The organism is Spirulina major PCC 6313 (assembly GCF_001890765.1).
Classification (GTDB): Bacteria; Cyanobacteriota; Cyanobacteriia; order Cyanobacteriales; family Spirulinaceae; genus Spirulina; species Spirulina major.
This window is the reverse complement of sequence record NZ_KV878783.1, coordinates 1,970,689-1,992,457: the sequence shown is the minus strand read 5'-3', so window position 1 is coordinate 1,992,457 and position 21,769 is coordinate 1,970,689. Positions and strand designations below refer to the sequence as shown.

The 21,769-nt window shown below is 54.5% G+C and carries 17 protein-coding genes and 1 pseudogene; 14 read left to right on the top strand and 4 right to left on the bottom strand.

Going from position 1 to position 21,769, the window contains the following annotated elements; translation table 11 throughout:
* Positions 1 to 172 precede the first annotated feature (172 nt).
* The 3 genes from SPI6313_RS08625 (at position 173) to psbA (ending at position 4,709) form a co-directional block, all read left to right on the top strand.
* Complete coding sequence (locus SPI6313_RS08625; RefSeq protein ID WP_072620627.1) at positions 173 to 2,368, top strand: GumC family protein; 2,196 nt, start codon at positions 173 to 175, stop codon at positions 2,366 to 2,368.
* Positions 2,369 to 2,441: 73 nt separating this feature from the next.
* Positions 2,442 to 3,419 carry an adenosylcobinamide-phosphate synthase CbiB gene (gene cbiB / locus SPI6313_RS08620; RefSeq protein ID WP_072620626.1) on the top strand — a complete coding sequence of 326 codons (978 nt, stop codon included), beginning with the start codon at positions 2,442 to 2,444 and terminating at the stop codon, positions 3,417 to 3,419.
* A 207-nt stretch (positions 3,420 to 3,626) separates the two neighbouring features.
* Entirely contained in the window at positions 3,627 to 4,709 is a 1,083-nt protein-coding gene (gene psbA / locus SPI6313_RS08615; RefSeq protein ID WP_072620625.1) for a photosystem II q(b) protein, read from the top strand.
* 132 nt (positions 4,710 to 4,841) lie between these two features.
* Here the strand turns inward: psbA and SPI6313_RS08610 are convergent, their stop codons facing one another.
* Entirely contained in the window at positions 4,842 to 5,393 is a 552-nt protein-coding gene (locus tag SPI6313_RS08610; protein ID WP_072620624.1) for a Uma2 family endonuclease, read from the bottom strand.
* Positions 5,394 to 5,577: 184 nt separating this feature from the next.
* Between SPI6313_RS08610 and clpB the strand changes: the two genes are divergently transcribed.
* From clpB to SPI6313_RS08580, 6 genes are all read left to right on the top strand, one after another.
* Positions 5,578 to 8,190 carry an ATP-dependent chaperone ClpB gene (clpB, locus tag SPI6313_RS08605; protein WP_072620623.1) on the top strand — a complete coding sequence of 871 codons (2,613 nt, stop codon included), beginning with the start codon at positions 5,578 to 5,580 and terminating at the stop codon, positions 8,188 to 8,190.
* A gap of 135 nt (positions 8,191 to 8,325) precedes the next feature.
* The gene (locus tag SPI6313_RS08600; protein WP_072620622.1) at positions 8,326 to 8,997 is read left to right on the top strand and encodes a DUF2834 domain-containing protein; all 672 of its coding nucleotides are present in this window, start codon (positions 8,326 to 8,328) and stop codon (positions 8,995 to 8,997) included.
* A 146-nt stretch (positions 8,998 to 9,143) separates the two neighbouring features.
* Complete coding sequence (locus SPI6313_RS08595; RefSeq protein WP_072620621.1) at positions 9,144 to 10,313, top strand: glycosyltransferase family 4 protein; 1,170 nt, start codon at positions 9,144 to 9,146, stop codon at positions 10,311 to 10,313.
* Between the two features lie 25 nt (positions 10,314 to 10,338).
* Positions 10,339 to 11,439 carry an acyltransferase family protein gene (locus SPI6313_RS08590; protein WP_072620620.1) on the top strand — a complete coding sequence of 367 codons (1,101 nt, stop codon included), beginning with the start codon at positions 10,339 to 10,341 and terminating at the stop codon, positions 11,437 to 11,439.
* Between the two features lie 36 nt (positions 11,440 to 11,475).
* Positions 11,476 to 12,654 (top strand): glycosyltransferase, encoded by a 1,179-nt coding sequence (locus SPI6313_RS08585; RefSeq protein ID WP_072620619.1) that lies wholly within the window; start codon positions 11,476 to 11,478, stop codon positions 12,652 to 12,654.
* A 127-nt stretch (positions 12,655 to 12,781) separates the two neighbouring features.
* Complete coding sequence (locus SPI6313_RS08580) at positions 12,782 to 14,218, top strand: hypothetical protein (protein ID WP_072620618.1); 1,437 nt, start codon at positions 12,782 to 12,784, stop codon at positions 14,216 to 14,218.
* Positions 14,219 to 14,242: 24 nt separating this feature from the next.
* Here SPI6313_RS08580 and cobS read toward each other — a convergent pair whose 3' ends face one another.
* Positions 14,243 to 15,001 (bottom strand): adenosylcobinamide-GDP ribazoletransferase, encoded by a 759-nt coding sequence (gene cobS / locus SPI6313_RS08575; protein WP_072620617.1) that lies wholly within the window; start codon positions 14,999 to 15,001, stop codon positions 14,243 to 14,245.
* Positions 15,002 to 15,313: 312 nt separating this feature from the next.
* On the opposite strand from cobS, the gene SPI6313_RS08570 reads away from it, so the two are divergent.
* Genes SPI6313_RS08570 through SPI6313_RS08560 form a run of 3 tightly spaced genes read left to right on the top strand, consistent with a single transcriptional unit; the run spans position 15,314 to position 17,864 of the window.
* Positions 15,314 to 15,766, top strand: coding sequence for a hypothetical protein (locus SPI6313_RS08570; protein ID WP_072620616.1), 453 nt, complete (start codon positions 15,314 to 15,316; stop codon positions 15,764 to 15,766).
* 30 nt (positions 15,767 to 15,796) lie between these two features.
* Positions 15,797 to 16,948, top strand: a complete 1,152-nt coding sequence (gene tgt / locus SPI6313_RS08565) for a tRNA guanosine(34) transglycosylase Tgt (protein WP_072620615.1) — start codon at positions 15,797 to 15,799, stop codon at positions 16,946 to 16,948.
* A 22-nt stretch (positions 16,949 to 16,970) separates the two neighbouring features.
* Positions 16,971 to 17,864, top strand: coding sequence for a cation diffusion facilitator family transporter (locus SPI6313_RS08560; protein WP_072620614.1), 894 nt, complete (start codon positions 16,971 to 16,973; stop codon positions 17,862 to 17,864).
* Here the strand turns inward: SPI6313_RS08560 and SPI6313_RS25065 are convergent, their stop codons facing one another.
* Both SPI6313_RS25065 and SPI6313_RS25060 read right to left on the bottom strand, forming a co-directional pair.
* A complete protein-coding gene (locus tag SPI6313_RS25065) occupies positions 17,865 to 18,260 on the bottom strand; it encodes a uracil-DNA glycosylase (RefSeq protein ID WP_425443122.1) in 396 nt (131 codons plus the stop codon). It lies immediately after the preceding gene.
* A gap of 432 nt (positions 18,261 to 18,692) precedes the next feature.
* Positions 18,693 to 19,070, bottom strand: a pseudogene (locus SPI6313_RS25060) (uracil-DNA glycosylase); the annotation flags it as partial.
* A 147-nt stretch (positions 19,071 to 19,217) separates the two neighbouring features.
* Here SPI6313_RS25060 and SPI6313_RS08545 point away from each other — a divergent pair.
* Entirely contained in the window at positions 19,218 to 19,997 is a 780-nt protein-coding gene (locus SPI6313_RS08545; protein WP_084668955.1) for a hypothetical protein, read from the top strand.
* 98 nt (positions 19,998 to 20,095) lie between these two features.
* Positions 20,096 to 21,703 (top strand): 2-isopropylmalate synthase, encoded by a 1,608-nt coding sequence (locus SPI6313_RS08540; protein WP_072620613.1) that lies wholly within the window; start codon positions 20,096 to 20,098, stop codon positions 21,701 to 21,703.
* Positions 21,704 to 21,769 lie beyond the last annotated feature (66 nt).

The window sequence follows — 21,769 nt, the reverse complement described above, 5'->3', positions numbered from 1 at the left end:
GGCCTGATTTTAGCGCGATCGCCGCTTCCCCAAATCCCCCGCCATCCTCACCCTGCCAGCAACCCGCCCCCCCTACCCCTCCGGGTGATCAATCCGTCGGAAACAGGATCGCATTTCTGCCTTGGGGCCGCTAGGATTAAGATGCGGTTCCTTCGTCCTGTGCAAAAGACCCATGACCTCCCCTCTTGTGAAACGGTTTCAAGTCAGTTTGGATCGGAATAAACTCTTGGGTGTGGCAACCAGTGGCTTTGTCTTGGGCTTGGCAACGGTGGTGGCCCTGTTACCGCCCAAACCACCCCCCAATCCTGAATATGCGGCGGCGGCAACCTTAACCTACAGCAACCCGCCCCCCACCGCCACAGAAACCGGCCGAACGTTGTTTGAACAGGGACGCACCTCCATCAGTAGCCCAGAATCCTTGCTGACGGAGCAGGTGGTGTTTGATGTGGTCACTGAATTGGACATCAAGAACATTGAGCGCTTTGTCAAAAAGGTTGAGATCAAGCTCCCGAAGAAAGAGAACGATCCGCCGATTATTCAAATCAAGTTCACTGATAATCGAGAAGAGCGGGCTGTGCGGGCCTTGGAACTCTTGCTAGAGGCGATGGTTGCTCAAAGCCGAACGGTGAATACGTCTCGCTTGCGGGCCCAGATTGCGGCGCTAGAAATTCGGCTGGCAGGGGCGAAAGAGGAGTTACAAACCGCAGAACAGCAGTTTTATCAATTTATGAGTCGGCAGGGGTCATCATTGGTGGCGGCCCAGGATGGAAGCTTATTCACGGCGATCAGTACTAGCCAGCAGCAACAGCGGGATCTGCGGTTTCAACTCGAAGGGGTGACGGCGCAGATTGATAGCATTGTGGGGCAATTGGGGTTAAACCCGTCCCAGGCGGCGTTGGCATCAGCGTTGAGTGCTGATCCGATTATTGCGAATTTGCGGGCGCAGATTTTGCAGGTGGAAACGCAGTTGGCGTTGCGATCGCGCGAACTCCGCCCGGAACATCCGATCATGGCGGACTTACTCAAACAAAAGGCCACCTTTGACCAACTGCTGCGAGAGCGGGCCGATGAAGTGGTGGGGACGGATGGCGTGTTTCGGGCCCAAGTCAGTGAAATTCGTCGCGACAGCAGTTTAGATGTGACGCGCCAACAGTTGGCCAATCAGTTGGTAAATCTGCAAACCCAAAAAGACGGTTTGACAAAACAGTTAACCCTCGCTCAACAGACGGAACAACAACTGCGCCGCGATTATGAACGGTTCCCCAATCAACAATTGGATAAAGAGCGACTCCAACAACAGTTAACCCTGAAGAAAAATTTTCACGATTTTCTCCAAGCGAAGTTAGTGGATGCCCAATCGGCAGAGGCGGAAGCGGTGGGCAGTTTAACGATCGCCCAGCCGCCCCTAGCGCAATTGGTGCCGAGTACCTATTCACCGCCGCCGGGCCCGCTGATTATCATGAGTGCGGGGGTTGTGGTGGCGATCTTGGCCGGGGCGGGGGTGATTTTGGTGTTGGGAATTCTTGACCCGCATCTGTATACGGCAGGTGAGATTCGGGCGGTGTTTGGCGATCGCGATGTGCTGGTGCTGGGGGAATTGCCGATCTTGAATGCTCCCCCCTACCCGGAAGATCTGCCGCTGATCCAGGGATCGAATGCGGTGTATGGGGATCAATATGAGCGGTTTCGGAGTACGCTACGCCGCGTGGCAGGGCCGCAGGGCAAGGTGGTGTTGATGACCAGTGTGGAGGAAAACGAGGGCAAAAGTCTGACATCGTATAATTTGGCGATCGCATCGGCCCACGCCGGTCAGCGCACGTTGTTAATTGAGGCAGATTTGCGATCGCGCTCCCGCGTGTCCTCCCTTAACTTGGCGGTGGATCTCGATGCCGTGGCGGAACCTCTCAGCTACTATGGGGCAGCCCAGTCCTGTACCGTCCTCGCTCCGGATGTGGCCAATCTCTACGTCATCCCCAGCGCGGGCCCCCAACGCAATGCTGCGATGCTCCTCGAATCCAGCGAACTACTGCGCCTCCTCCAAGATGCGCGGGTGCGGTATGATTTGGTGATTCTCGACACGCCCCCCCTCGACCATTGCAACGATGCGCTGCTGCTCCAACCCCTCACCGATGGCATGGTGATCACGACGCGGCCTGGGGTGACCCAGAAAAAACCCTTGGGGATGATGTTGGAACAGTTGCTCGATGCGGAAATTCCGATTTTTGGCGGGGTGATTAATGGCAGTGAAGATGTGGTGGCCACGGAACCGACTCCACCCGGACGCGATCGCACCTTCTTGCCCACTGCACCGGCCGCCGCCCCTCTCCCGCCCGATGTCCCAACGCCCTTAGCACGGCCCCGCACCTGAAAACCGCAGGCATCAACGCCCCCACAGGGTTAAATAGGGAGACGTTGATGCTCTTTTCGCGATCCGGTGCGCTATGGTTGATCCCCTCTTGACTGATTTTCTGATCCTCTGTGCGGCGGCGGGGTTGGACTATGCCATTGGTGATCCCTGGGCTTGGCCTCACCCGGTGCAGGGGATGGGCTGGGTGATTGGGCGATCGCAGTCCCTCATCCTCCGTTTAGCACCCGGTTGGCCGCGTCAATTGGGGGGCGTGGTGTTGGGGTTGGGATTAATCAGTGGGTGTGGCGGGTTGGGCTGGGCAATTCCAGAATGGGGGGCGCGACTGCATCCGGTGTTCGGGGCGATCGCTCAGGTAATTCTCCTCGCCAGTTGTTTCGCCGCACGGGGTTTACGCTGGGCGGCGTTGGACGTGCTCGAACCCCTCGCATCCGGCGATCTCGACCAAGCCCGCCACCAACTGAGCCGCTACGTGGGCCGCGACACCGATCAACTGGATGCCGGGGAAATGCGCCGCGCTGTTTTAGAAACCATTGCCGAAAACACCACCGACGGCGTGACCGCGCCGCTCTTTTATGCGATCGCGGGTCTTTGGTTGGGGATTGGGCCGCTGCCTTTGGCGATCGCCTACAAAGCCGCCAGCACCCTCGACTCAATGATCGGCTATCGTCGCGACCCTTTCCATGATCTCGGCTGGTTCAGTGCCCAACTCGAAGACCGCTTAACCTGGCTCCCCTGTCGCCTCACCGTCCTCCTGATCGCCCTCCTGTCCCGCCACCCCCGCCACGTCCTCACCCTCTGCCGTCGTGATGCTCCCCAAGACCCCAGCCCGAATTCCGGTTGGAGCGAATGCGCCTATGCCGCAGCCTTGGGGGTGCAGTTGGGGGGCTTAAATACCTATCGGGGCGAACTCCGTCCAAAACCGTTACTCGGCGACCCGATTCACCCGATTACCTCTGATGTTATTGATCAGGCGTTGGCCTGGATGCGATCGCTCTTTCTCTGGGAGCTAGGGATCGGGGGGGTGGGGGCTTTTCTGATTCTCAGGTTGTAACAAACGGATTTAAGGTTCGCTTCAGATTCCTGTGAAGCAGGATGGGGTTTGGGTTAGGGTGATTGGGTAGGGGTGCGATCGCCCCCCAAACTGAGTACGGACATCCCCAATTGTTACAAACACTTTACATTCCTTAACTTTCTTGCTATTGTTGTACCCAAGGGAAACAACTTCCCCCATACATACCTTTCTCGCAATTATCTAACCATGACCACAACCATTCAGGCACAACAAAGCGGCTCCATCTGGGAACGCTTTTGCCAATGGGTCACCAGCACCAACAACCGCCTCTACGTGGGCTGGTTTGGTGTCTTGATGATCCCCACCCTCTTGACCGCCACCACCTGCTTCATCATCGCTTTCATCGCTGCTCCCCCCGTGGACATTGACGGCATCCGTGAACCCGTGGCCGGTTCTCTCCTCTACGGCAACAACATCATCTCCGGTGCTGTTGTGCCTTCCTCAAACGCCATCGGCTTGCACTTCTACCCGATCTGGGAAGCTGCTTCCCTCGATGAGTGGCTGTACAACGGTGGTCCCTACCAGCTCGTCATTTTCCACTTCCTGATCGGCATCTTCTGCTACATGGGTCGTCAGTGGGAATTGAGCTACCGCCTCGGCATGCGTCCTTGGATTTGTGTTGCATACTCTGCACCCGTCTCCGCCGCATCCGCAGTGTTCCTCATCTACCCCATGGGTCAAGGGTCCTTCTCCGACGGTATGCCTTTGGGTATCTCCGGAACCTTTAACTTCATGCTCGTGTTCCAAGCCGAACACAACATCCTGATGCACCCCTTCCACATGCTCGGTGTGGCTGGTGTCTTCGGTGGTGCTTTGTTCTCCGCCATGCACGGTTCCCTCGTCACCTCTTCCTTGGTGCGGGAAACCACCGAAATCGAAAGCCAAAACTACGGCTACAAATTCGGACAAGAAGAAGAAACCTACAACATCGTTGCAGCCCACGGCTACTTCGGTCGTCTCATCTTCCAATACGCTTCCTTCAACAACTCCCGCGCTCTGCACTTCTTCTTAGGTGCATGGCCCGTGATTGGGATTTGGTTCACCGCCTTGGGTGTGTCCACGATGGCATTCAACCTGAACGGGTTCAACTTCAACCAATCGGTGCTCGATTCTCAAGGTCGCGTCATCAATACCTGGGCGGACATCCTGAACCGCGCTAACCTCGGTTTTGAAGTGATGCACGAACGCAATGCCCACAACTTCCCCTTAGATTTGGCTTCTGCTGAGTCTGCGCCTGTGGCTTTGACCGCTCCTGCGATTAACGGTTAAGATTTCTGGGTTTAATAACCTAATGTCCTAACTAACTGAACAAAGCTCCCTCGTGATTGAGGGGGCTTTGTTTTAGTGGACATTGTCACCGATTGGGGTTGGCAGAGGAGTGGGCTTAGGTTCCCCCCCGCACTACCACCGAACATCCTCATAAATCTCTGCCATTGTCAGCTTCAAATCTACAGACACTAAATGTAAATTGTGATCTGCCTTCAGCACTTCCACTGTCCAAAAGCCCGAAGCTTGGCGACGATAGACTTCCACTTCAATACAGTTCTGGGATACTAATACATATTCCTGTAAACTCTCTAGGGTTTGATAGTGCATCAGCTTTTCACGCCGATCCGTCGTCTCAGTCGTTTTTGAGAGAACTTCAATGATTAACGTCGGTTGAGTTTTGAAATAGGGCTGATTATCCTGGGGGTTGCAGGTGACGAGGAGATCTGGGTAGTAAAAAATATCATCCTGGATTTTTACCTTCATATCAGATACGAAAACGCGACAAGTGCTGCCACGCAAATGGGGCCGGAGTTGGGCGACAAAATTGCACGCGATCAGGTTGTGGGCTTCGCTTGCTCCGGCCATGGCGAATACATAGCCACTCACATACTCATGGCGGATGTTGCTGGCGGCTTCAGCTTCCAGGTAGTCTGCCACTGTCCATAACCGAAGGGGCGATCGCATTGGTCTTACTCCTCAATCCAAGGGGTCTTAACCCTACTGTAGAGCAAGCCCCCAACCAAATCTACGGGGAAACGCGCCCATCGGGAAAACCCTACCGACTCAAGGGGGATAATCCCTAAACCAGGGCAGGCCTCCAACGCCTTAAAATAATAAGCATATTCGCCTTACATTAAATGAATATCCTATGCAACCCACCAATCCTAATCAATTTACCGAAAAAGCATGGGCTGCGATTGTAAAAACGCCGGAAATTGTGAAGCAAAGTTATCAGCAGCAATTGGAAAGTGAGCACCTTTTCAAGGCTTTGCTGGATGATAATAGTCTCGCGATTAGCATATTTACAAAAGCAGGGGTGAGTTTACAACACCTCAACGATCGCACCTCGACATTTATCAAGAATCAGCCCAAACTGAACCAAGTCAGTGATTCGGTTTATCTTGGCCGGAGTTTAGATACATTACTCGATCGCGCAGAACAGTATCGTAAAAATCTTGGAGATGACTACATTTCCGTCGAGCATTTAGTTTTAGGCTATGCCAAAGATGATCGCTTTGGGCGGCAGTTGCTCCAAGAGTTTGGGCTGAATGAAGCAAAACTGACCGATATTATTAAACGTATTCGAGGCAATCAAACTGTGACTGATCAAAACCCTGAAGGTAAGTATGAATCGTTGGAAAAATATGGTCGGGAACTGACGGAATTAGCACGGGCGGGAAAGCTCGATCCGGTGATTGGTCGGGATGATGAAATTCGCCGCACGATTCAAATTTTGTCTCGGCGGACGAAGAATAATCCGGTGTTAATTGGTGAGCCAGGGGTAGGAAAAACCGCGATCGCCGAAGGTCTCGCCCAGCGGATTGTGAACCGGGATGTACCGGATTCCCTCAAAGATCGGCAGGTCGTGGCCCTAGATATGGGGGCATTAATTGCCGGGGCGAAATATCGGGGGGAATTTGAAGAACGCTTAAAAGCAGTTTTAAAAGAAGTGACCGAATCCAACGGTCAAATTGTCCTGTTTATTGATGAAATTCATACGGTGGTGGGGGCGGGTGCAACCCAGGGGGCGATGGATGCGGGAAACCTTTTGAAACCAATGTTGGCGCGGGGTGAATTGCGCTGTATTGGGGCGACGACGCTGGATGAATATCGGCAATATATTGAGAAAGATGCGGCCCTTGAACGGCGGTTTCAAGAGGTGATGGTGAATGAGCCGAGTGAAGTGGATACGATTTCGATTTTGCGGGGCTTAAAAGAGCGTTATGAGGTGCATCATGGGGTAAAAATTGCTGATAATGCCCTAGTGGCAGCGGCAACGTTATCAAACCGCTATATTAGCGATCGCTTCTTGCCAGATAAAGCCATTGATCTTGTCGATGAAGCGGCGGCAAAGCTCAAAATGGAAATTACCTCGAAGCCTGAGGAATTGGATGAAGTTGATCGAAAAATTCTGCAACTGGAGATGGAAAAACTCTCGCTACGGCGCGAAGATGATCTACTTTCTCAAGAACGACTCCAAAATCTTGATCAAGAACTTGCCAATCTCAAAGAAGATCAATCCCGACTGAATGCTCAATGGACTTCGGAGAAAGAAGTTATTGATAAGTTACAAACGATCAAAGAAAGCATTGATCAAGTTAATGTTGAACTTCAACAAGCTGAACGTGATTATGATCTCGGACGTGCCTCAGAATTACGGCATGGAACCCTGATTAGCTTACAACGAGATGCACAGGCTATTGAGCAGCGTTTAACCGAAATTCAAACCACTGGGAAATCTTTGTTACGAGAAGAGGTTTTAGAGTCTGACATTGCCGAAATTATTTCTAAATGGACGGGAATTCCGATCAGTAAATTGGTGGAATCGGAGAAAGAAAAGCTCCTCCATCTTGAAGATGAACTTCATGAAAAGGTGATTGGCCAGGATGAAGCGGTGACGGCGGTGGCGGGTGCGATTCAGCGATCGCGGGCTGGCCTGGCTGATCCCCATCGACCGATCGCCAGCTTCATTTTTCTCGGGCCTACGGGGGTGGGAAAAACCGAATTAGCCAAAGCATTGGCTCACAATTTATTTGATACGACCGATGCGATGGTGCGGATTGATATGTCGGAATATATGGAGAAACATAGTGTTTCGCGGTTGATGGGTGCGCCTCCGGGCTATGTGGGCTATGAACAGGGGGGACAGCTAACCGAAGCGATTCGCCGCCGTCCCTATTCGGTCATTCTGTTTGATGAAATTGAGAAGGCCCACGCGGATGTGTTTAATGTGATGTTGCAGATCTTAGATGATGGGCGGCTGACGGATTCCCAGGGGCGAACGGTGGATTTTCGCAATACAATTATCATCATGACGAGTAATATTGGGTCGCAATTTATTCTGGATTTTGCCTTTGATGAATCCGATGATCAGTATGAATCAATGCGCAGTCGGGTGATGGATGCGATGCGGTCAAGTTTTCGCCCGGAATTTCTCAACCGGATTGATGAAATCATTATTTTCCGGAACTTGATGAAGTCCCAACTACGCAAAATTGTGACGCTGCAAATTGAGCGACTCAATCAACGGTTGGGTGAGCAAAAATTAGCTCTCAATTTGTCCGAAGCGGCACTGGATTATCTGGCAGATAAGGGCTATGACCCGGTCTATGGGGCGCGACCGTTGAAGCGGGCGGTGCAGCGGTATTTAGAAACAGCGATCGCTAAAGAAATCCTCCGGGGTCAATATAATCTCGGTGACACAATTCATGTGGATGCCGAGGGCGATCGCCTCATCTTTAAACAGTCCGCAGCGGTTTAAGGCATCATCTGGGCGATCGCACCTCAGGCTCTAACCTTGCTTTGCTGAGGAGTCCCTTTCTACAATGAATGGCCAGAGTTCAGCCCATGCTGAGCAACATCAAGGAAATGGCTGTTTATTAAGGATGATGTGCTAATGCTGCGATTTCGCTTAGGATTTGGCTTGCTGTGGGTGGCGTTTTTGGGCTATGCGACGGTGCTCGCACCCCCAGATCAGCCGGAGACTTTGGATTTAATTGTGAACATGAGCACCGGTGCATGGGACGGCATTAACCCGGCGATCCTCGCGCTGTTTAACTTGATGGGGATTTGGCCGTTCCTGTACTTGATGTTTATGTATAGCGATGGGCGGGGGCAACGGCTACCGGCGGCGCTGTTTGCGGTGGTGAGCTTCGCGACGGGAGCGTTTGCGATTTTGCCCTATTTGGCGCTGCGTCGGCCGAATCCGGGATTTGCGGGGCCGGTGGGCTGGTGGTTACGGCTTCATGATTCGCGCTGGCTGGGGGTGGGTCTCCTGGCGGGATCAGTGGCTCTCGTCGCCTGGGGCATCACCGCTGGGGATTGGGGAAATTTTGTCACCCAATGGCAAACTTCCCGCTTTATCCATGTGATGAGTTTGGATTTTCTGATGCTGTCGGGCTTGATTACGGCGTTGCTAGGGGATGATATGGCGCGGCGGGGTCTGGAGCATCGGGCGATCTTTTGGGCGGTGGCGTTGGTTCCTCTGTTTGGCCCGCTGTTGTATGTTTGTTTGCGGCCCGCGTTGCAGGATCAACCGACGATGGCACCGGAGACGGCGATCGCGTAATCGCGCCATCTGCCCCCCAAGCCTAAACGTGCTCCCACGAGCCACGCACATTATACTGAAGTGGAAAATCGCGATCGGCCCATCCCCTAGGGGTCAAGCCGAGTTTTCGCGCCTTTTTGGCCAGTGATTGCTGTGACACCAATACCATGACCCTGAACCCCCAATTAACCCGCGTTGCCTGGCTGCTCAATTCTGCCTTTTTCTACTGGCATCCGTCCCTTTACGAATTAAGCCGCCAGTTTCCTCAACTGAAGATTTTTACGGCGTGGTGGCGGGGATATGCCTATGGCTATGAGGATAAATTAAGCGTGGAAGTGGTGGGCGATCGCAAAATTGTCGCCCTGCAAAAATCCACCGAAAGCTACGGCTCCAACTACACCGCCCTCTCCCCCAGCATCGTTAACTACCTTTTCGCCTACAAACCCCACGTCATTTTCTCAAACTCCTTCGGGATTTGGACCATTCTCGCGCTTCTCTTTAAACCCCTTGGCCGTTGGCGTTTAGTCATTGCCTACGAAGGCAGTTCCCCCGGCGTAGACTATCTCCATTCCCCCGTGCGCCTCACCGTCCGGCGGCAAATGGTGCGCCTCGCCGATGCCTGCATCACCAACAGTCAAGCCGGCCGCCGCTACCTCCTCGACACCCTCAACGCCGACCCCGCCAAAGTCTTCAACCAACCCTACGAAGTCCCCAACGCCCAAGCCCTCGCCGCCAGCACCACCGAGCACCCCCTGGATTGGTCAACCCTCACCCGCCCCGTTTTCCTCTTTGTTGGTAGCGTTGACCCCCGCAAAGGCTTAAACTTTCTCCTCGATGCCTGTGGTCAACTGAAAGCCAGACAGATCACCGGGTTTCGGCTGTTAGTGGTGGGGGATGGGCCGCAACGGGCGGCATTGATGGCCCGCTGTGATGCCGAAGGATTAAGCGAGTTGGTGCAATGGGTGGGGAAAGTGACCTACGACGAAGTGGGGGCCTTTTTCCGGCGGGCGGATGTGTTTGTGTTACCCACCCTCGAAGATACCTGGGGGGTGGTGGTGTCGGAGGCGATGGTGTTGGGTAAGCCGGTGCTCTGTTCTCGGCAGGCGGGGGCGGTGGAATTGATTGAAGATGGTGTGACCGGCTATGGGTTTGATCCGCGCAATCCGACCCAGTTGGCGCAGTTGATGGAGCAATTGATCAAAAATCCGATGGCCCGGCAGCAGATCGGGCAACAGGCGCAGGACTATATGGCACAGTATGACCCAGCGGCAGCGGGGGAGTTTCTGGCTCGTGTGACACGCTATGCGTTGGGCGATCGCACCCTATCCCCATCGTAATTCATGATCTCGTAGCCGTTGCACCATGACCTCTTCTGTACCCCAAGCATGGCAAACTGGCGATCGCCACTTCAGCATTGACCTGCTCCGTGCGATCAGCATCAGCGCGGTTGTTTACTACCATGCCCTCTTTGCCCCGATCAACGCCTACGGAGCCGTCGCCATCTCGGAATTGATTCTGATCGCGCCCCTCCGCTTTTGTGTGCCGATGTTCCTCACCCTCTCGTTTATCCTCTTTGAACATCGCCTGCACTCCGTGCCCCACCGTTCCCCCCTGGAGCACCTTAAGTTCCGGATCTGGCGGCTGTTGAAGCCTGTGGGGTTTTGGTTTGCGATCGCGATCCTCCTCGAAGCGATCGCCACCGACAACACCCGCCGCGACATTGCCCAAGAAACCCTCACCGGCACGATCTTCATCGGCTCCGACTACCTGCTCATCCTCCTGCAACTCACCCTCCTCTATCCCCTCCTGCGTTCCCTCTTCCGGCATCCCCTCACCCTCCCCAGCCTCGCCCTACTGCAAGGGTTAGTCTTTATCGGGGTTCACGGTCTCCTCTGGACACAAACCCATCCCGCCTCTGCCCAGGCCCTAACCATCCTCACCACCCTTCAACGCCCCCTGATCCTCTACTGGCTGCTTTACCTCGGCCTCGGCCATTTTTGCTACACCCATTGGGATCAACTGCTCACCTGGTCCCGTCGCCTCACGCCACAGATTAAAATTGCAGGGCTGTTGGGGTATGCGATCGCCGCCAGCCTAGAATTCTACCTCCTCACTCAACCCGGCTTTGCCAACCTCTACCCCTTTGAATACGCCCTGATCACCGCCAGCCTCAGTCCTCTGCTGCTCCTCCTCTGTTGCCTCAACCTCACCCCCCATTCCCTCCCCCCCTGGGCCGTCACCCTCATCCGCCAACTTTCCCGGTATAGCCTCGGCATTTACTGCATTAATGGCATTGGGAATAAATTTTTTTCAGTGCTAGCACGCCCTCTCTTCGCAGAACTCAGCCTCAACCTGTGGCAAGTCTCCCTCATTCGTTTTGGGGGGTGGTTGATCCTCTTGAGTCTGTCCTACTGGCTCGCCATTGGCCTGGCCCACTGGGGCTGCAAACCGGTGGTTCAATAAACCCGATTTAATCGTTAAAATGTGGAGTCATTTACAATGCATATCCTTTCGGTTCACAACTACTACCAAGTACGCGGAGGAGAAGATGTTTCCAGTGAAGCCGAAGAAAATATGCTGCGAGAAATGAATCATACCGTCGGGGTCTATAAAAAACACAACGATGAGATCAAAAACTTGAGTGGTTTCAAAATTTCGCAAAAAACAATTTGGTCGCGCCAAAGTTATCGCGAAATTCAACAATACATCACCACCCATCACCCCGACTTAATCCACGTTCAAAACTTTTTTCCCATCATTTCCCCCTCCATTTACTACGCGGCTCAATCGTTAAAAATTCCCATCGTTCAAACCCTGCGAAACTACCGCCTGCTCTGCCCCAATGGCCTCTTTTTTCGTGCAGGTCGTGTCTGTGAAGATTGTCTCCACAAACCGATCCCCTATCCCGGTATTATCCATGCCTGCTATCGTGAAAGTCGCCTTGCCACCACCGTTACCGCGAGTATGTTGGTGGCCCATCGCGCCCTGAAAACATGGTCAAAACAAGTTTCCATCTACATCACCCTCACCGAATTTGCTCGGCAAAAGTTTATCGAAGGGGGATTTCCCCCGGACAAAATTGTCACGAAGCCGAATTTTGTCCATCCTGATCCGGGGGTGGGCAGTGGTGCTGGGGGGTACGCCCTTTTTGTGGGGCGGCTTTCGGTGGAAAAGGGGCTGGATACGTTGCTGACGGCTTGGCAACAGTTGCAAACTCCGATCCCGTTGAAAATTGTTGGGGATGGCCCGCTGGCGGAGCAGGTGAAAGCGATCGCTGCCACCAACCCCGCCGTGGAATGGTTAGGGCGTAAAGCCATGCCAGAAGTCCATCACCTGATGGGAGAAGCCCGGTTTTTAGTTTTTCCGTCCCAGTGGTACGAAACCTTTGGGCGCGTTGCCGTTGAAGCCTTTGCCAAAGGAACCCCCGTGATTGCGGCTAAGATTGGCGCGATCGCGGAACTCGTCACCCACAATCACACCGGCTTCCACTTTCAACCCGGTGATCCCCAAGACCTCGCCCGCGTCGTTCAATCCGTCCTCCAACAGCCGGACAAACTCGCCGCCATGCGCCACACCGTGCGCCACGAATACGAAACCAAATACACCGCCCCCCAAAACTATGCCCGCCTCATGGACATCTACCACCAAGTCCTCGCCGCTGCCCCCGCCATTCGTTAAGGTGTAGCCAGAGAATCGAGGGCGATCGCACGACCTCAAATTCCACGACCGCTCTCGTTTGCGGGCATCACCCGCCCCACCTGACCCCCTCCATTGTTCATCCCACGACCTCATCACCCGCCGTCCCATGGGATACATTCCACAATCACGCTTCTCCAAACCAGAAGGCAGCGTTTACATCCCCCTAATCCCCCTCGTTGCCCTATCTTTTAGCTCCGCCTTTCTCGTTCGCGCCTTAACCCTGATCAAATTCCCCTCCGTGATCAACCTCGCCCACTTGGGCATCATTCCCCTCGTTTGCTTCCTCGCCCTCCGCAAAGCACGGGTTAAAAACCGCACCCAGATTAAAATCACCTATCATCTTCTCATCGCCATCCTGCTCTTTCTCTGGGTTAACTTTTGTAGTGCGCTGCTCAACGATGCTGGCATCATCAACGCAGTGATGAACTTTTTATTTTTTGGCGAGCATTTTCTCTTCCTTCTCACCCTCATTTGTATCCCCTTAACCGCAGAAAAATTCTACACGCTCCGTGCCTTTCTCGTCGGCTGCGCCGCCCTTAATACCCTCTTTGCCTATGCCCAGCACTATGTCTTTCAACTCCACCATAAACCCGGACTAGAAGACAACATTAAAGGCGTGTTTGTTGGAGGAGGAGCGGGTCATGTGGTGGGGGCTTCAGTGGCCCTCACCTTTGGGATTTACTACTGTGTCGATGCTCAAAAAATCCCCCTGTGGGCCAGAGTATTGGTCATGGCCTTAACCTTTTGGCACATGAATATGGCCGATGCTAAACAAGTCCTTTTATCCTTGGGGATGGCAGGAGGTTGTTTACTGCTCACCAAATTCAATAATCTGCTCGAAGCCATTAAATTCGTCATTGGTGGGGCATTGCTAGGGTCGGGATTTTGGTGGTGTATGCAAAATCTAGAAGCATTTCGAGCCTTCAACACCTGGATGCGACCGGAAATTTACGGCCCCAACGGTGAAGCAACACTGTTAAAAACAGCGGCGATTAGAATTGTTTCCGGCTATCACACTGATTGGTGGCATCCTTGGCTTGGTATTGGGCCGGGGCATAGTGTGGGGCGTTTGGGGGGCTGGATGCTAGCGGCCTATGAAAGTCTGTTATCACCGTTAGGCTCAACAGTCCATCCTGCGAGTCAAGAAACGTGGGTAGCGGCGGGGCAGAGTTGGCTGGGGGATCAATCGAGTATGTTTAGCCCGTTTTTTGGCTGGGCGGGGATTTGGGGGGATGTGGGTTGGTTGGGGTTATTCGCGTTTTTGTATATTTGGTGGGTGGTGTGGAAGTACCTTTGTTTTGATGATTTATCGCGATTTTTGTTGTTCTGTCCGTTAATGTTTGGGTTGATTTTTACTCAGATGGAAGAGCCGGGCTATATGGTCTATGTTGCCACGTTGATCGGGCTGCGTTGGCAGCAACATCATTTAATCCAACAGGGTATTTTACCCCCCCCAACAGTTACCTTTCAGGAACAGCGATCGCACCCCAAGCAGAAAAAAACCTGGCGCGATCGCATCCGAACCATCCTCCTCGGCGATTGATCCCCATTCCAGATCCCCAACGGCTCACGTCCACAGCATCGTTAACCCCACCAACCCCAAGGCCTCAGTCCATTCCACCACCGCGCCATAGGTATCGCCGGTATGGCCCTGAAACTGCCGCGCCAACCAGGAGCCAATGCCCACGGTGAGCACGGCGAGGAAGCCATGGCCGAGGAGAATGATGATGTATTTTTCTCTGTGCAGAGATATATGCAATGCCGCGAGACTCAGGAGACACACCAGGCCCAGGAGCACATCTTGGGGCAATTTTTGGTGAGTTTTATGGATTGCACCTTTCCCCGTGGGGCGCAGATAGGGATAGGCCGCGATCGCCACCCCTTGGCCCCAACGCCCCCAGCCCGCCACCGCTGCGATCGCAAAACCAGGGTTAGCAAACTCAACCAAAGCGGCCGTCTTGAGGGCGAGAATGGCGATCGCCGCCATCACCCCAAAGGCCCCCGCCGCACTGTCGCGCATCACTGCCAAGCGCCGCTCCGGGTCGAGCACCGCCAAGCCATCCGCCGTATCCATCGCCCCATCGAGGTGCAGTCCCCCCGTCCACCACACCCAAAGGAGGGCGAGCGCGATCGCCCGCAACAGCGACGACAATCCCCCCTGCATCAGCCCCCAATCAATCGCCCCTAATCCCCAGCCCAAAACGATTCCAATCAGCGGAGCCCAGCGAGCAATCCGCTCAAACCGGAGGGGCCAATGGGGGGGCAAGGGGAGGCGTGTATAAAAAACAAGAGCACTACTGAACGACCAGAAAAATTTTTTGAACATCCTGAATCCGAAAATTTACGGGTCTATCTTTGGTCATTGTTTACATTTAGGGGCATCGCCAACAAAAACGGAGACAAATTAAAATCTTGGGTTAAGATTAATCCAAGGGTAGATAGTTTAACCTAAACTCAGGATGCCGAGTATCCTGTCATTATGGGTTTAAACCGTCAGTAACCCGTTTACCTTTTTATTGAAAGTTTGTGATTGCCAAGTCAACGGCTTGTGTAAGGTAAAGCGTTACCGTTTCCTTGCCAAGGCATTGTTGATTGGCATCTCCTCCACCGCATCCGTCCGCATCAACGGCGTTTTCTCATGAGTCATAATCAACTCCCCCACTCTCTTCCTGCTCCTTGCATTGTCGATAATGGCATTGTGGTGAATAAAGACGATATGCGTCGCTTACTTGCGGCTTTAAACCGAGTGAGCTATATCCACTCCCTCGATCATCAGGTTCAAAGTGAGGGAGAAGGAGTCGTGCTCGATGTATTTCTAGACCCTCAGCAAGCAACGTTAGTCGCCAATCATGGCATCTATCTAAATGTGCAAAGTTTCGATTATTTACACCTGCATCAATCGCCCAACTACGAAACCTATTACGATTTAGTCCAAGACAATCGTCTGCTCCGTTTAGTCCCCTTGAACAATCCCCTGCAAGAAGACGTAACCGCCCAAAATTTGGACGAAGCGGCCCTAGAGGCTATGCTCAGTGAAGTGTTGTCGGCGAAGTGGGATGTCCAGATTGATGATGATGATTGTCCGTTTTAGAGGGGTGCGATCGCGCCTGTGCCAAGGCGCATGAGTAGTCCAGTTGCGAGCGCCTTTCAGTTTCACATTGATGCGACCTGCTCCCAAACCCAGGCCCGAGCCGCCACGTTTCAGACCCCCCACGGCATTGTCGAAACGCCGCGATTCATGCCCGTGGGAACCGTGGGCACGATCAAAGGGTTGACCCCCGCCCAGGTCGAAGCAACCCAAGCCCAAATGATCTTGGCGAACACCTACCACCTCCATCTCCAACCCGGCGAGGCCCTGGTGCAGGCGGCCGGTGGGCTACATCAGTTTATGGGGTGGCAGCAACCGATTCTGACGGATTCGGGCGGATTTCAAGTCTTTAGCCTCAGTAAGCTGCGCAAGTTAACGGAAGATGGGGTCACGTTTCAATCCCCCCGCGATGGTCGCAAAATTCACTTCACCCCCGAAAAGTCGATCCAAATTCAAAACGCCTTGGGGGCGGATGTGATTATGGCCTTTGATGAATGCCCGCCCTATCCTGCCACCCGTGAAGCAGTGGAGGCGGCGACGCAGCGGACGTTTCGATGGCTGGAGCGATCGATCGCAGCCCATGAGCGTCCCCAGGATCAAGCCCTGTTCGGTATTGTCCAAGGCGGGATCTACCCAGACTTACGGATTGAGGCGGCGCAGCAGTTGGTGGCGTTGGATCTGCCGGGCTATGCGATCGGCGGGGTGAGTGTGGGGGAGCCGCCAGAATTGATGTATCCCGTGGTGGAAGCGACGACCCCGATTTTGCCGGCCCATAAGCCCCGCTACCTGATGGGAATGGGAACCTACCGGGAGATGGTGCGAGCGATCGCCGCTGGGATTGACCTCTTTGATTGCGTGATTCCCACTCGCTTCGGTCGCCATGGGACGGCGATGGTGCAGGGTGAGCGGCTGAATTTAAAAAACGCCCAATTCCGGGAAGACTTCACTCCCCTTGATCCCACCTGTCCCTGCTATTGTTGCACCACCTTCAGCCGTGCCTATCTCAACCATTTGGTGAAGGCGAAGGAAATGCTGGCCTATATTTTGCTCTCGCTCCACAACGTGACGGAGTTGGTGCGCTTTACCCAACAGATTCGCGCTTCGATTTTGAGCGATCGCTTTGTCGAAGACTTCGGCCCCTGGCTCACCGACCCCGATCCTAAGGACTGTGGGCAGGCAGACTAGCACGCGAAACCCTGGCGATAAAATGATGATGCAGAAGGGGACTCAGTCGGATTGGCAGATTCGGTTGCTCTTGGGGGCCATTCTTTGGTTGATGGTGTTGGTGGTGTGGGTGAAAGGCTCCCTGGGGTGGGAGGTGCGATCGCTGAGTTTGATCGTGCAAGCCTTCCATACCTTGATTATTTGTTTTAATACCCTCTTTAGCCTGCTCTCGATTGTCAATGCGGATCATCCCGATGGGCGGATGATTTACGGCCATGGTCAGCGGGAAACCTTGGCCACGTTTGTCTTGATTGCCCTGTTGACGTTGATGACGGTGCTGTTTGCGTCGATGTTTGTGCCGCAACTGATGGCGATCGCCCAACGTCAACCCCTCCCCTTTGACCTCCAGATCGGGATTCCCCTCGTGCAACTGTTAGGCATGATCAGCGCCATTCCCCTCGGTCTTGCCTGTTTCTGTGGTTACCAAGCCCGCCAACTCCATCACCCCATCCTCGCTTTTAATACCAAGCAGCTTTTTATTGAAACGGGGCTATCGTTTTTCGTGATGGCGGGGCTGTGGGGGGTGTGGTTTGGCGAGCCGTTGATTGATTTAATCGTGGCGTTGATTTTGTGGTTAGTGGCGTTGGATCGGGTCTGGCAGGTGATCGCCTGGCAATTTCCCCTGTTGGTGGAACAAACGGCGATCGCGCCGGATGTGCTGGCGGCGATCGCCCGCAATGTGGATGGGGTGAAACGGTGCGATCGGATTCGGTCGCGGGGCATTGTCGGTCAGTTTGTCTATCTCCAAATGCACCTGATCATTGACCACCACTACGAACCCCTCACCCATGAACTGGTGCGGGAACTCGAAGCAGAACTACGCCGCCGCTATGGGGCGTTGCAGGTGACGTTTTATGTGGAGAGCGATCGCGAATGATCAGCCCGGATTGTCAGCCCGGAGAGCATCGTATTTGTCCCGAATCGCCTGGATATCCTGCCACATCAACCATTTCGGCTTGCCCTTCTCCCGCGAGGGGTTCCGCAGTAAATAGGCCGGGTGAAACAGGGCCATGCAGTCGTAGCCGTTCCAGTTCAACCATTGACCGCGAATTTTGGTGATCGCTTCTTTTTTTCCCGTCAGGGCCTTCATGGCTGTAGCCCCGGCAAACAGGATGATTTTCGGATCAACGAGGCGAATTTGTTCGAGGAGATAGGGGCGACAGGCCTCCACTTCGGCGGGTAAAGGGGTGCGATTGCCGGGGGGACGGCAGTTATGCACCACCCCCGCCAGGGTGACAAAGTTGGCCGTTTCCGCCACATCAATGCAATACACCGGGGTGTCGCTGGCTTGGGGGGTGAGGAGTTCTTTTTTGACCGGGGCCCAGGTGGTGGGTTGGCCGAGATAGTCGTGAAAATCCGCTTCGGGGCGATCGCTGCTGCGCCCGGCCACAACGGGACGGCGTTGGGGGATTCCCGTCGCGACGCGATCGCCCGCCGTCAACTCATCCACCGGAACCCAACCCCGCCGCGTCAACACCGGATGATCCCCCGTGGCAGTATAACCGTGGAGTTGATCCACAAAACTGACCCGATACAACCATCGCCCCGCCAAGGGTGACGTATACCAATGGGTCACGGGCCGCCACACCAATTGCCGCTGCTCATCCACCGTCAGCACCCGCCCCGCCCAGCGCGTTTCCACAATCCAACCCAGGGGCCGATAGCCCAATTCCGTAGCGATCAGGGTGTCCCCCGTTAGGCATTTCACCACGTTGGCAATGTAGACATCCTCGGTCGTGTTGAGATTGACCGAGGCGAGAATTTTTTCGAGCAATTGACCGGAGCGACCGACGAAGGGCTGGCCGGTTTCGTCTTCCTGTTGGCCCGGGCCTTCCCCGACGATCAAAATATCGGCGTTGGGGTTGCCCCGACTCACCACCACATGGGTGCGATGTTCACTGAGGCCGCAGCGATCGCAACTCCGGCAATGGGTCGCCAATTGTGTCAAATCATCATAGGTTCCGGGGGGAATGGGGAGATCGGCCCGCGTTGGGATTAACTCAAACGGAACCGCTGGGGTGGGTTCACCAGCGGGAACAGGTTCGGAGGCTCCGAATAAACTCAGTTGCTCTTCTTGGGTCATCGGCTCACGGCGATAGCTCGGCTGTTGGCCATCATATAGCAATCGTTTCCCCACCCTGCGATCGCCCCCCATCTCCACCGCCAAACTAGTAAAGCTGTGCTAATTTTAAGCGTGAGCCCCCCGACCTAATTCAGCTTCCCCGCCTGGATGAAACGCCCCCCTCGCCCCCGTCGGTCTCTGCGCCGTTGGTCTGCCACCCGTGACCCCCTGGATTGGCACATTGCCATGGGAACCCTGACGGTGATTATGCTGCTCTGTGTGATTGCCTCGCCCCCCGTGCGGACGCTGCTGCTGGCCTTGCCCGGTTCTCTCCATCAACTGCTCACCACCACGAAACCCCTGCCCCCGATGACCGAAGACCTGTTTGCCTCGGTGGATGCAGTGGGGGTGTTGGCCATTGGCCATGCGGAAGGGAATTTAACGGTATCGGGCGATCGCACCTCCCTCTATTGGGGCCACACCGATCCGGGCAATTTTCGCCGCAATCAAGGCTGGTGCTCCGACCAAGGGCGGGGCGGCGGCGATGCGAATCGTGCCGACCAAAAATGCTTAGAACGGGTTCAGCAACGGTTGCCGAAACTCGTGGCGGATCTTGAAAGCGCGGGCCTTGATCCGGGCGTTCACATCGAAGTGTTTATCAATGCTGTGGATCTCTACAATCAAGCGAGTCCTTGGGTTTCGGTGCAGTTTCCCGCTCAATATGCCGCCGCCCGTGCTCAGGGGAAAACCGGGGAAATGGCGATCGTTTGGGCGCGGGTGGAAGCCTTTCGACGGCGCGATCGCATTGATGCCAGCGGTTTAATCGGCATTTGTCGGCGCGAAAATCGCCCCGTCAGCGATTGGGACTGTGTCGCCCAGGATCAACGCCGCCGCGCCCAAGCCATTCACCGCGTTCTCGAACACCACACCATTCCCCACGGTAATTAAACGCCGGTTAATGTTCCGCTCTTGGGTAAATTTCGTTACCCTAGAAGTTTGGGGCTATCCTTCCATTGACCTCTTAAATTAGTAAGGAAGTACTATCCATGGCAAACGAGCAAGACCGCATTATTATCTTTGACACAACCCTCCGGGATGGTGAACAGTCTCCCGGTGCAACCCTGAACGTGGACGAAAAGCTGACGATCGCAAAATCGCTGGCGCGACTGGGTGTAGATGTCATTGAAGCGGGCTTTCCTCGTGCGAGCCTGGGGGACTTTGAAGCGGTGCAGAAAATTGCCGATCAAGTGGGCATCGAAGGCGGACCGACGATCTGCGGGTTAGCGCGGGCCACAAAAGAAGATATCCGCCAAGCCGCCGAAGCCGTCAAACCCGCCGCCAACGGTCGGATTCACACCTTTATCGCCACCTCGGATATTCATTTAGAATACAAACTCCGTAAGAGCCGCAAAGATGTTTTAGCGATCGTGCCGGAGATGGTGGGCTATGCGAAATCGTTGATCAACGATATTGAATTTTCCCCCGAAGATGCGGGGCGCAGTGATCCGGAATTCCTCTATGAAGTGTTGGAAGCGGCGATCGCCGCCGGGGCAACAACGGTTAATATTCCTGATACCGTTGGCTACACCACCCCCGAAGAGTTCGGCGCGTTGATTCGCGGCATTAAAGAAAATGTCCCCAACATTGACCAGGCGATCATTTCCGTCCACGGCCATAATGACCTCGGTTTGGCGGTGGCGAACTTCCTCGCAGCGGTGCAAAACGGGGCGCGACAACTGGAATGCACGATCAACGGCATCGGCGAACGGGCCGGCAATGCCGCCCTCGAAGAATTGGTGATGGCGCTCTATGTGCGGCGCGGCTTCTACAATCCCTTTTTGGGACGGCCCGCAGAATCCACCGAACCCCTGTGCAATATCGACACGACGCAGATTTACAAAACCTCGCGCCTGGTGTCGAATTTGACGGGGATGCTCGTGCAGCCGAATAAGGCGATCGTCGGGGCTAATGCTTTCGCCCATGAGTCGGGTATCCATCAAGATGGGGTGCTGAAACATCGCCTCACCTACGAAATCATGGATGCGGAATCCATCGGCTTAACGAAAAATCTGATTGTTTTGGGTAAGCATTCGGGCCGCCATGCGTTTCGCGATCGCCTCCAAACCTTGGGCTATGACCTGTCGGAAACGGAATTGAATAAGGCATTTTTGCGGTTTAAAGATCTGGCCGACAAGAAAAAGGAAATCGGCGATCTCGATTTAGAAGCGATCGTTAATGACGAAACCCAACAGGTTCCCGAACTGTTCCATCTCGAATTAGTGCAGGTCTCCTGTGGCGATCGCGCCCGGCCCACCGCCACCGTCACCCTCCGCACCCCCAGCGGCCAAGAACTCACCGATGCCGCGATCGGCACTGGCCCCGTCGATGCCGTTTACAAAGCGATTAACCGCGTCGTTAATATCCCCAACGACCTGATCGAATATTCCGTCAAGTCCGTCACCGAAGGCATCGACGCGATGGGCGAAGTCACGATCCGTCTCCGCCACGAGGGCCGCACCTTCTCCGGCCATGCCGCCAATACCGATATTATCGTCGCCTCGGCCCGCGCCTACATTGGGGCCTTGAATCGCCTCAGCGCCGCCCTCAACAGCAGCGAAACCCCCCTCCACCCCCAAGCAGCGGCGTTAACCTAACTGCCCTCACCTAACCCTCTCCCACGGGAGAGGGCTTATGCATCACTTAAGCTGTGAGCCTCTATA

Excerpts from the sequence above, each read along its gene's own strand:
- SPI6313_RS08625 (WP_072620627.1), top strand. The coding sequence starts at position 173 with ATGACCTCCCCTCTTGTGAAACGGTTTCAAGTCAGTTTGGATCGGAAT.
- cbiB (WP_072620626.1), top strand. The coding sequence starts at position 2,442 with ATGGTTGATCCCCTCTTGACTGATTTTCTGATCCTCTGTGCGGCGGCG.
- psbA (WP_072620625.1), top strand. The coding sequence starts at position 3,627 with ATGACCACAACCATTCAGGCACAACAAAGCGGCTCCATCTGGGAACGC.
- SPI6313_RS08610 (WP_072620624.1), bottom strand. The coding sequence starts at position 5,393 with ATGCGATCGCCCCTTCGGTTATGGACAGTGGCAGACTACCTGGAAGCT.
- clpB (WP_072620623.1), top strand. The coding sequence starts at position 5,578 with ATGCAACCCACCAATCCTAATCAATTTACCGAAAAAGCATGGGCTGCG.
- SPI6313_RS08600 (WP_072620622.1), top strand. The coding sequence starts at position 8,326 with ATGCTGCGATTTCGCTTAGGATTTGGCTTGCTGTGGGTGGCGTTTTTG.
- SPI6313_RS08595 (WP_072620621.1), top strand. The coding sequence starts at position 9,144 with ATGACCCTGAACCCCCAATTAACCCGCGTTGCCTGGCTGCTCAATTCT.
- SPI6313_RS08590 (WP_072620620.1), top strand. The coding sequence starts at position 10,339 with ATGACCTCTTCTGTACCCCAAGCATGGCAAACTGGCGATCGCCACTTC.
- SPI6313_RS08585 (WP_072620619.1), top strand. The coding sequence starts at position 11,476 with ATGCATATCCTTTCGGTTCACAACTACTACCAAGTACGCGGAGGAGAA.
- SPI6313_RS08580 (WP_072620618.1), top strand. The coding sequence starts at position 12,782 with ATGGGATACATTCCACAATCACGCTTCTCCAAACCAGAAGGCAGCGTT.
- cobS (WP_072620617.1), bottom strand. The coding sequence starts at position 15,001 with ATGTTCAAAAAATTTTTCTGGTCGTTCAGTAGTGCTCTTGTTTTTTAT.
- SPI6313_RS08570 (WP_072620616.1), top strand. The coding sequence starts at position 15,314 with ATGAGTCATAATCAACTCCCCCACTCTCTTCCTGCTCCTTGCATTGTC.
- tgt (WP_072620615.1), top strand. The coding sequence starts at position 15,797 with ATGAGTAGTCCAGTTGCGAGCGCCTTTCAGTTTCACATTGATGCGACC.
- SPI6313_RS08560 (WP_072620614.1), top strand. The coding sequence starts at position 16,971 with ATGATGATGCAGAAGGGGACTCAGTCGGATTGGCAGATTCGGTTGCTC.
- SPI6313_RS08545 (WP_084668955.1), top strand. The coding sequence starts at position 19,218 with ATGAAACGCCCCCCTCGCCCCCGTCGGTCTCTGCGCCGTTGGTCTGCC.
- SPI6313_RS08540 (WP_072620613.1), top strand. The coding sequence starts at position 20,096 with ATGGCAAACGAGCAAGACCGCATTATTATCTTTGACACAACCCTCCGG.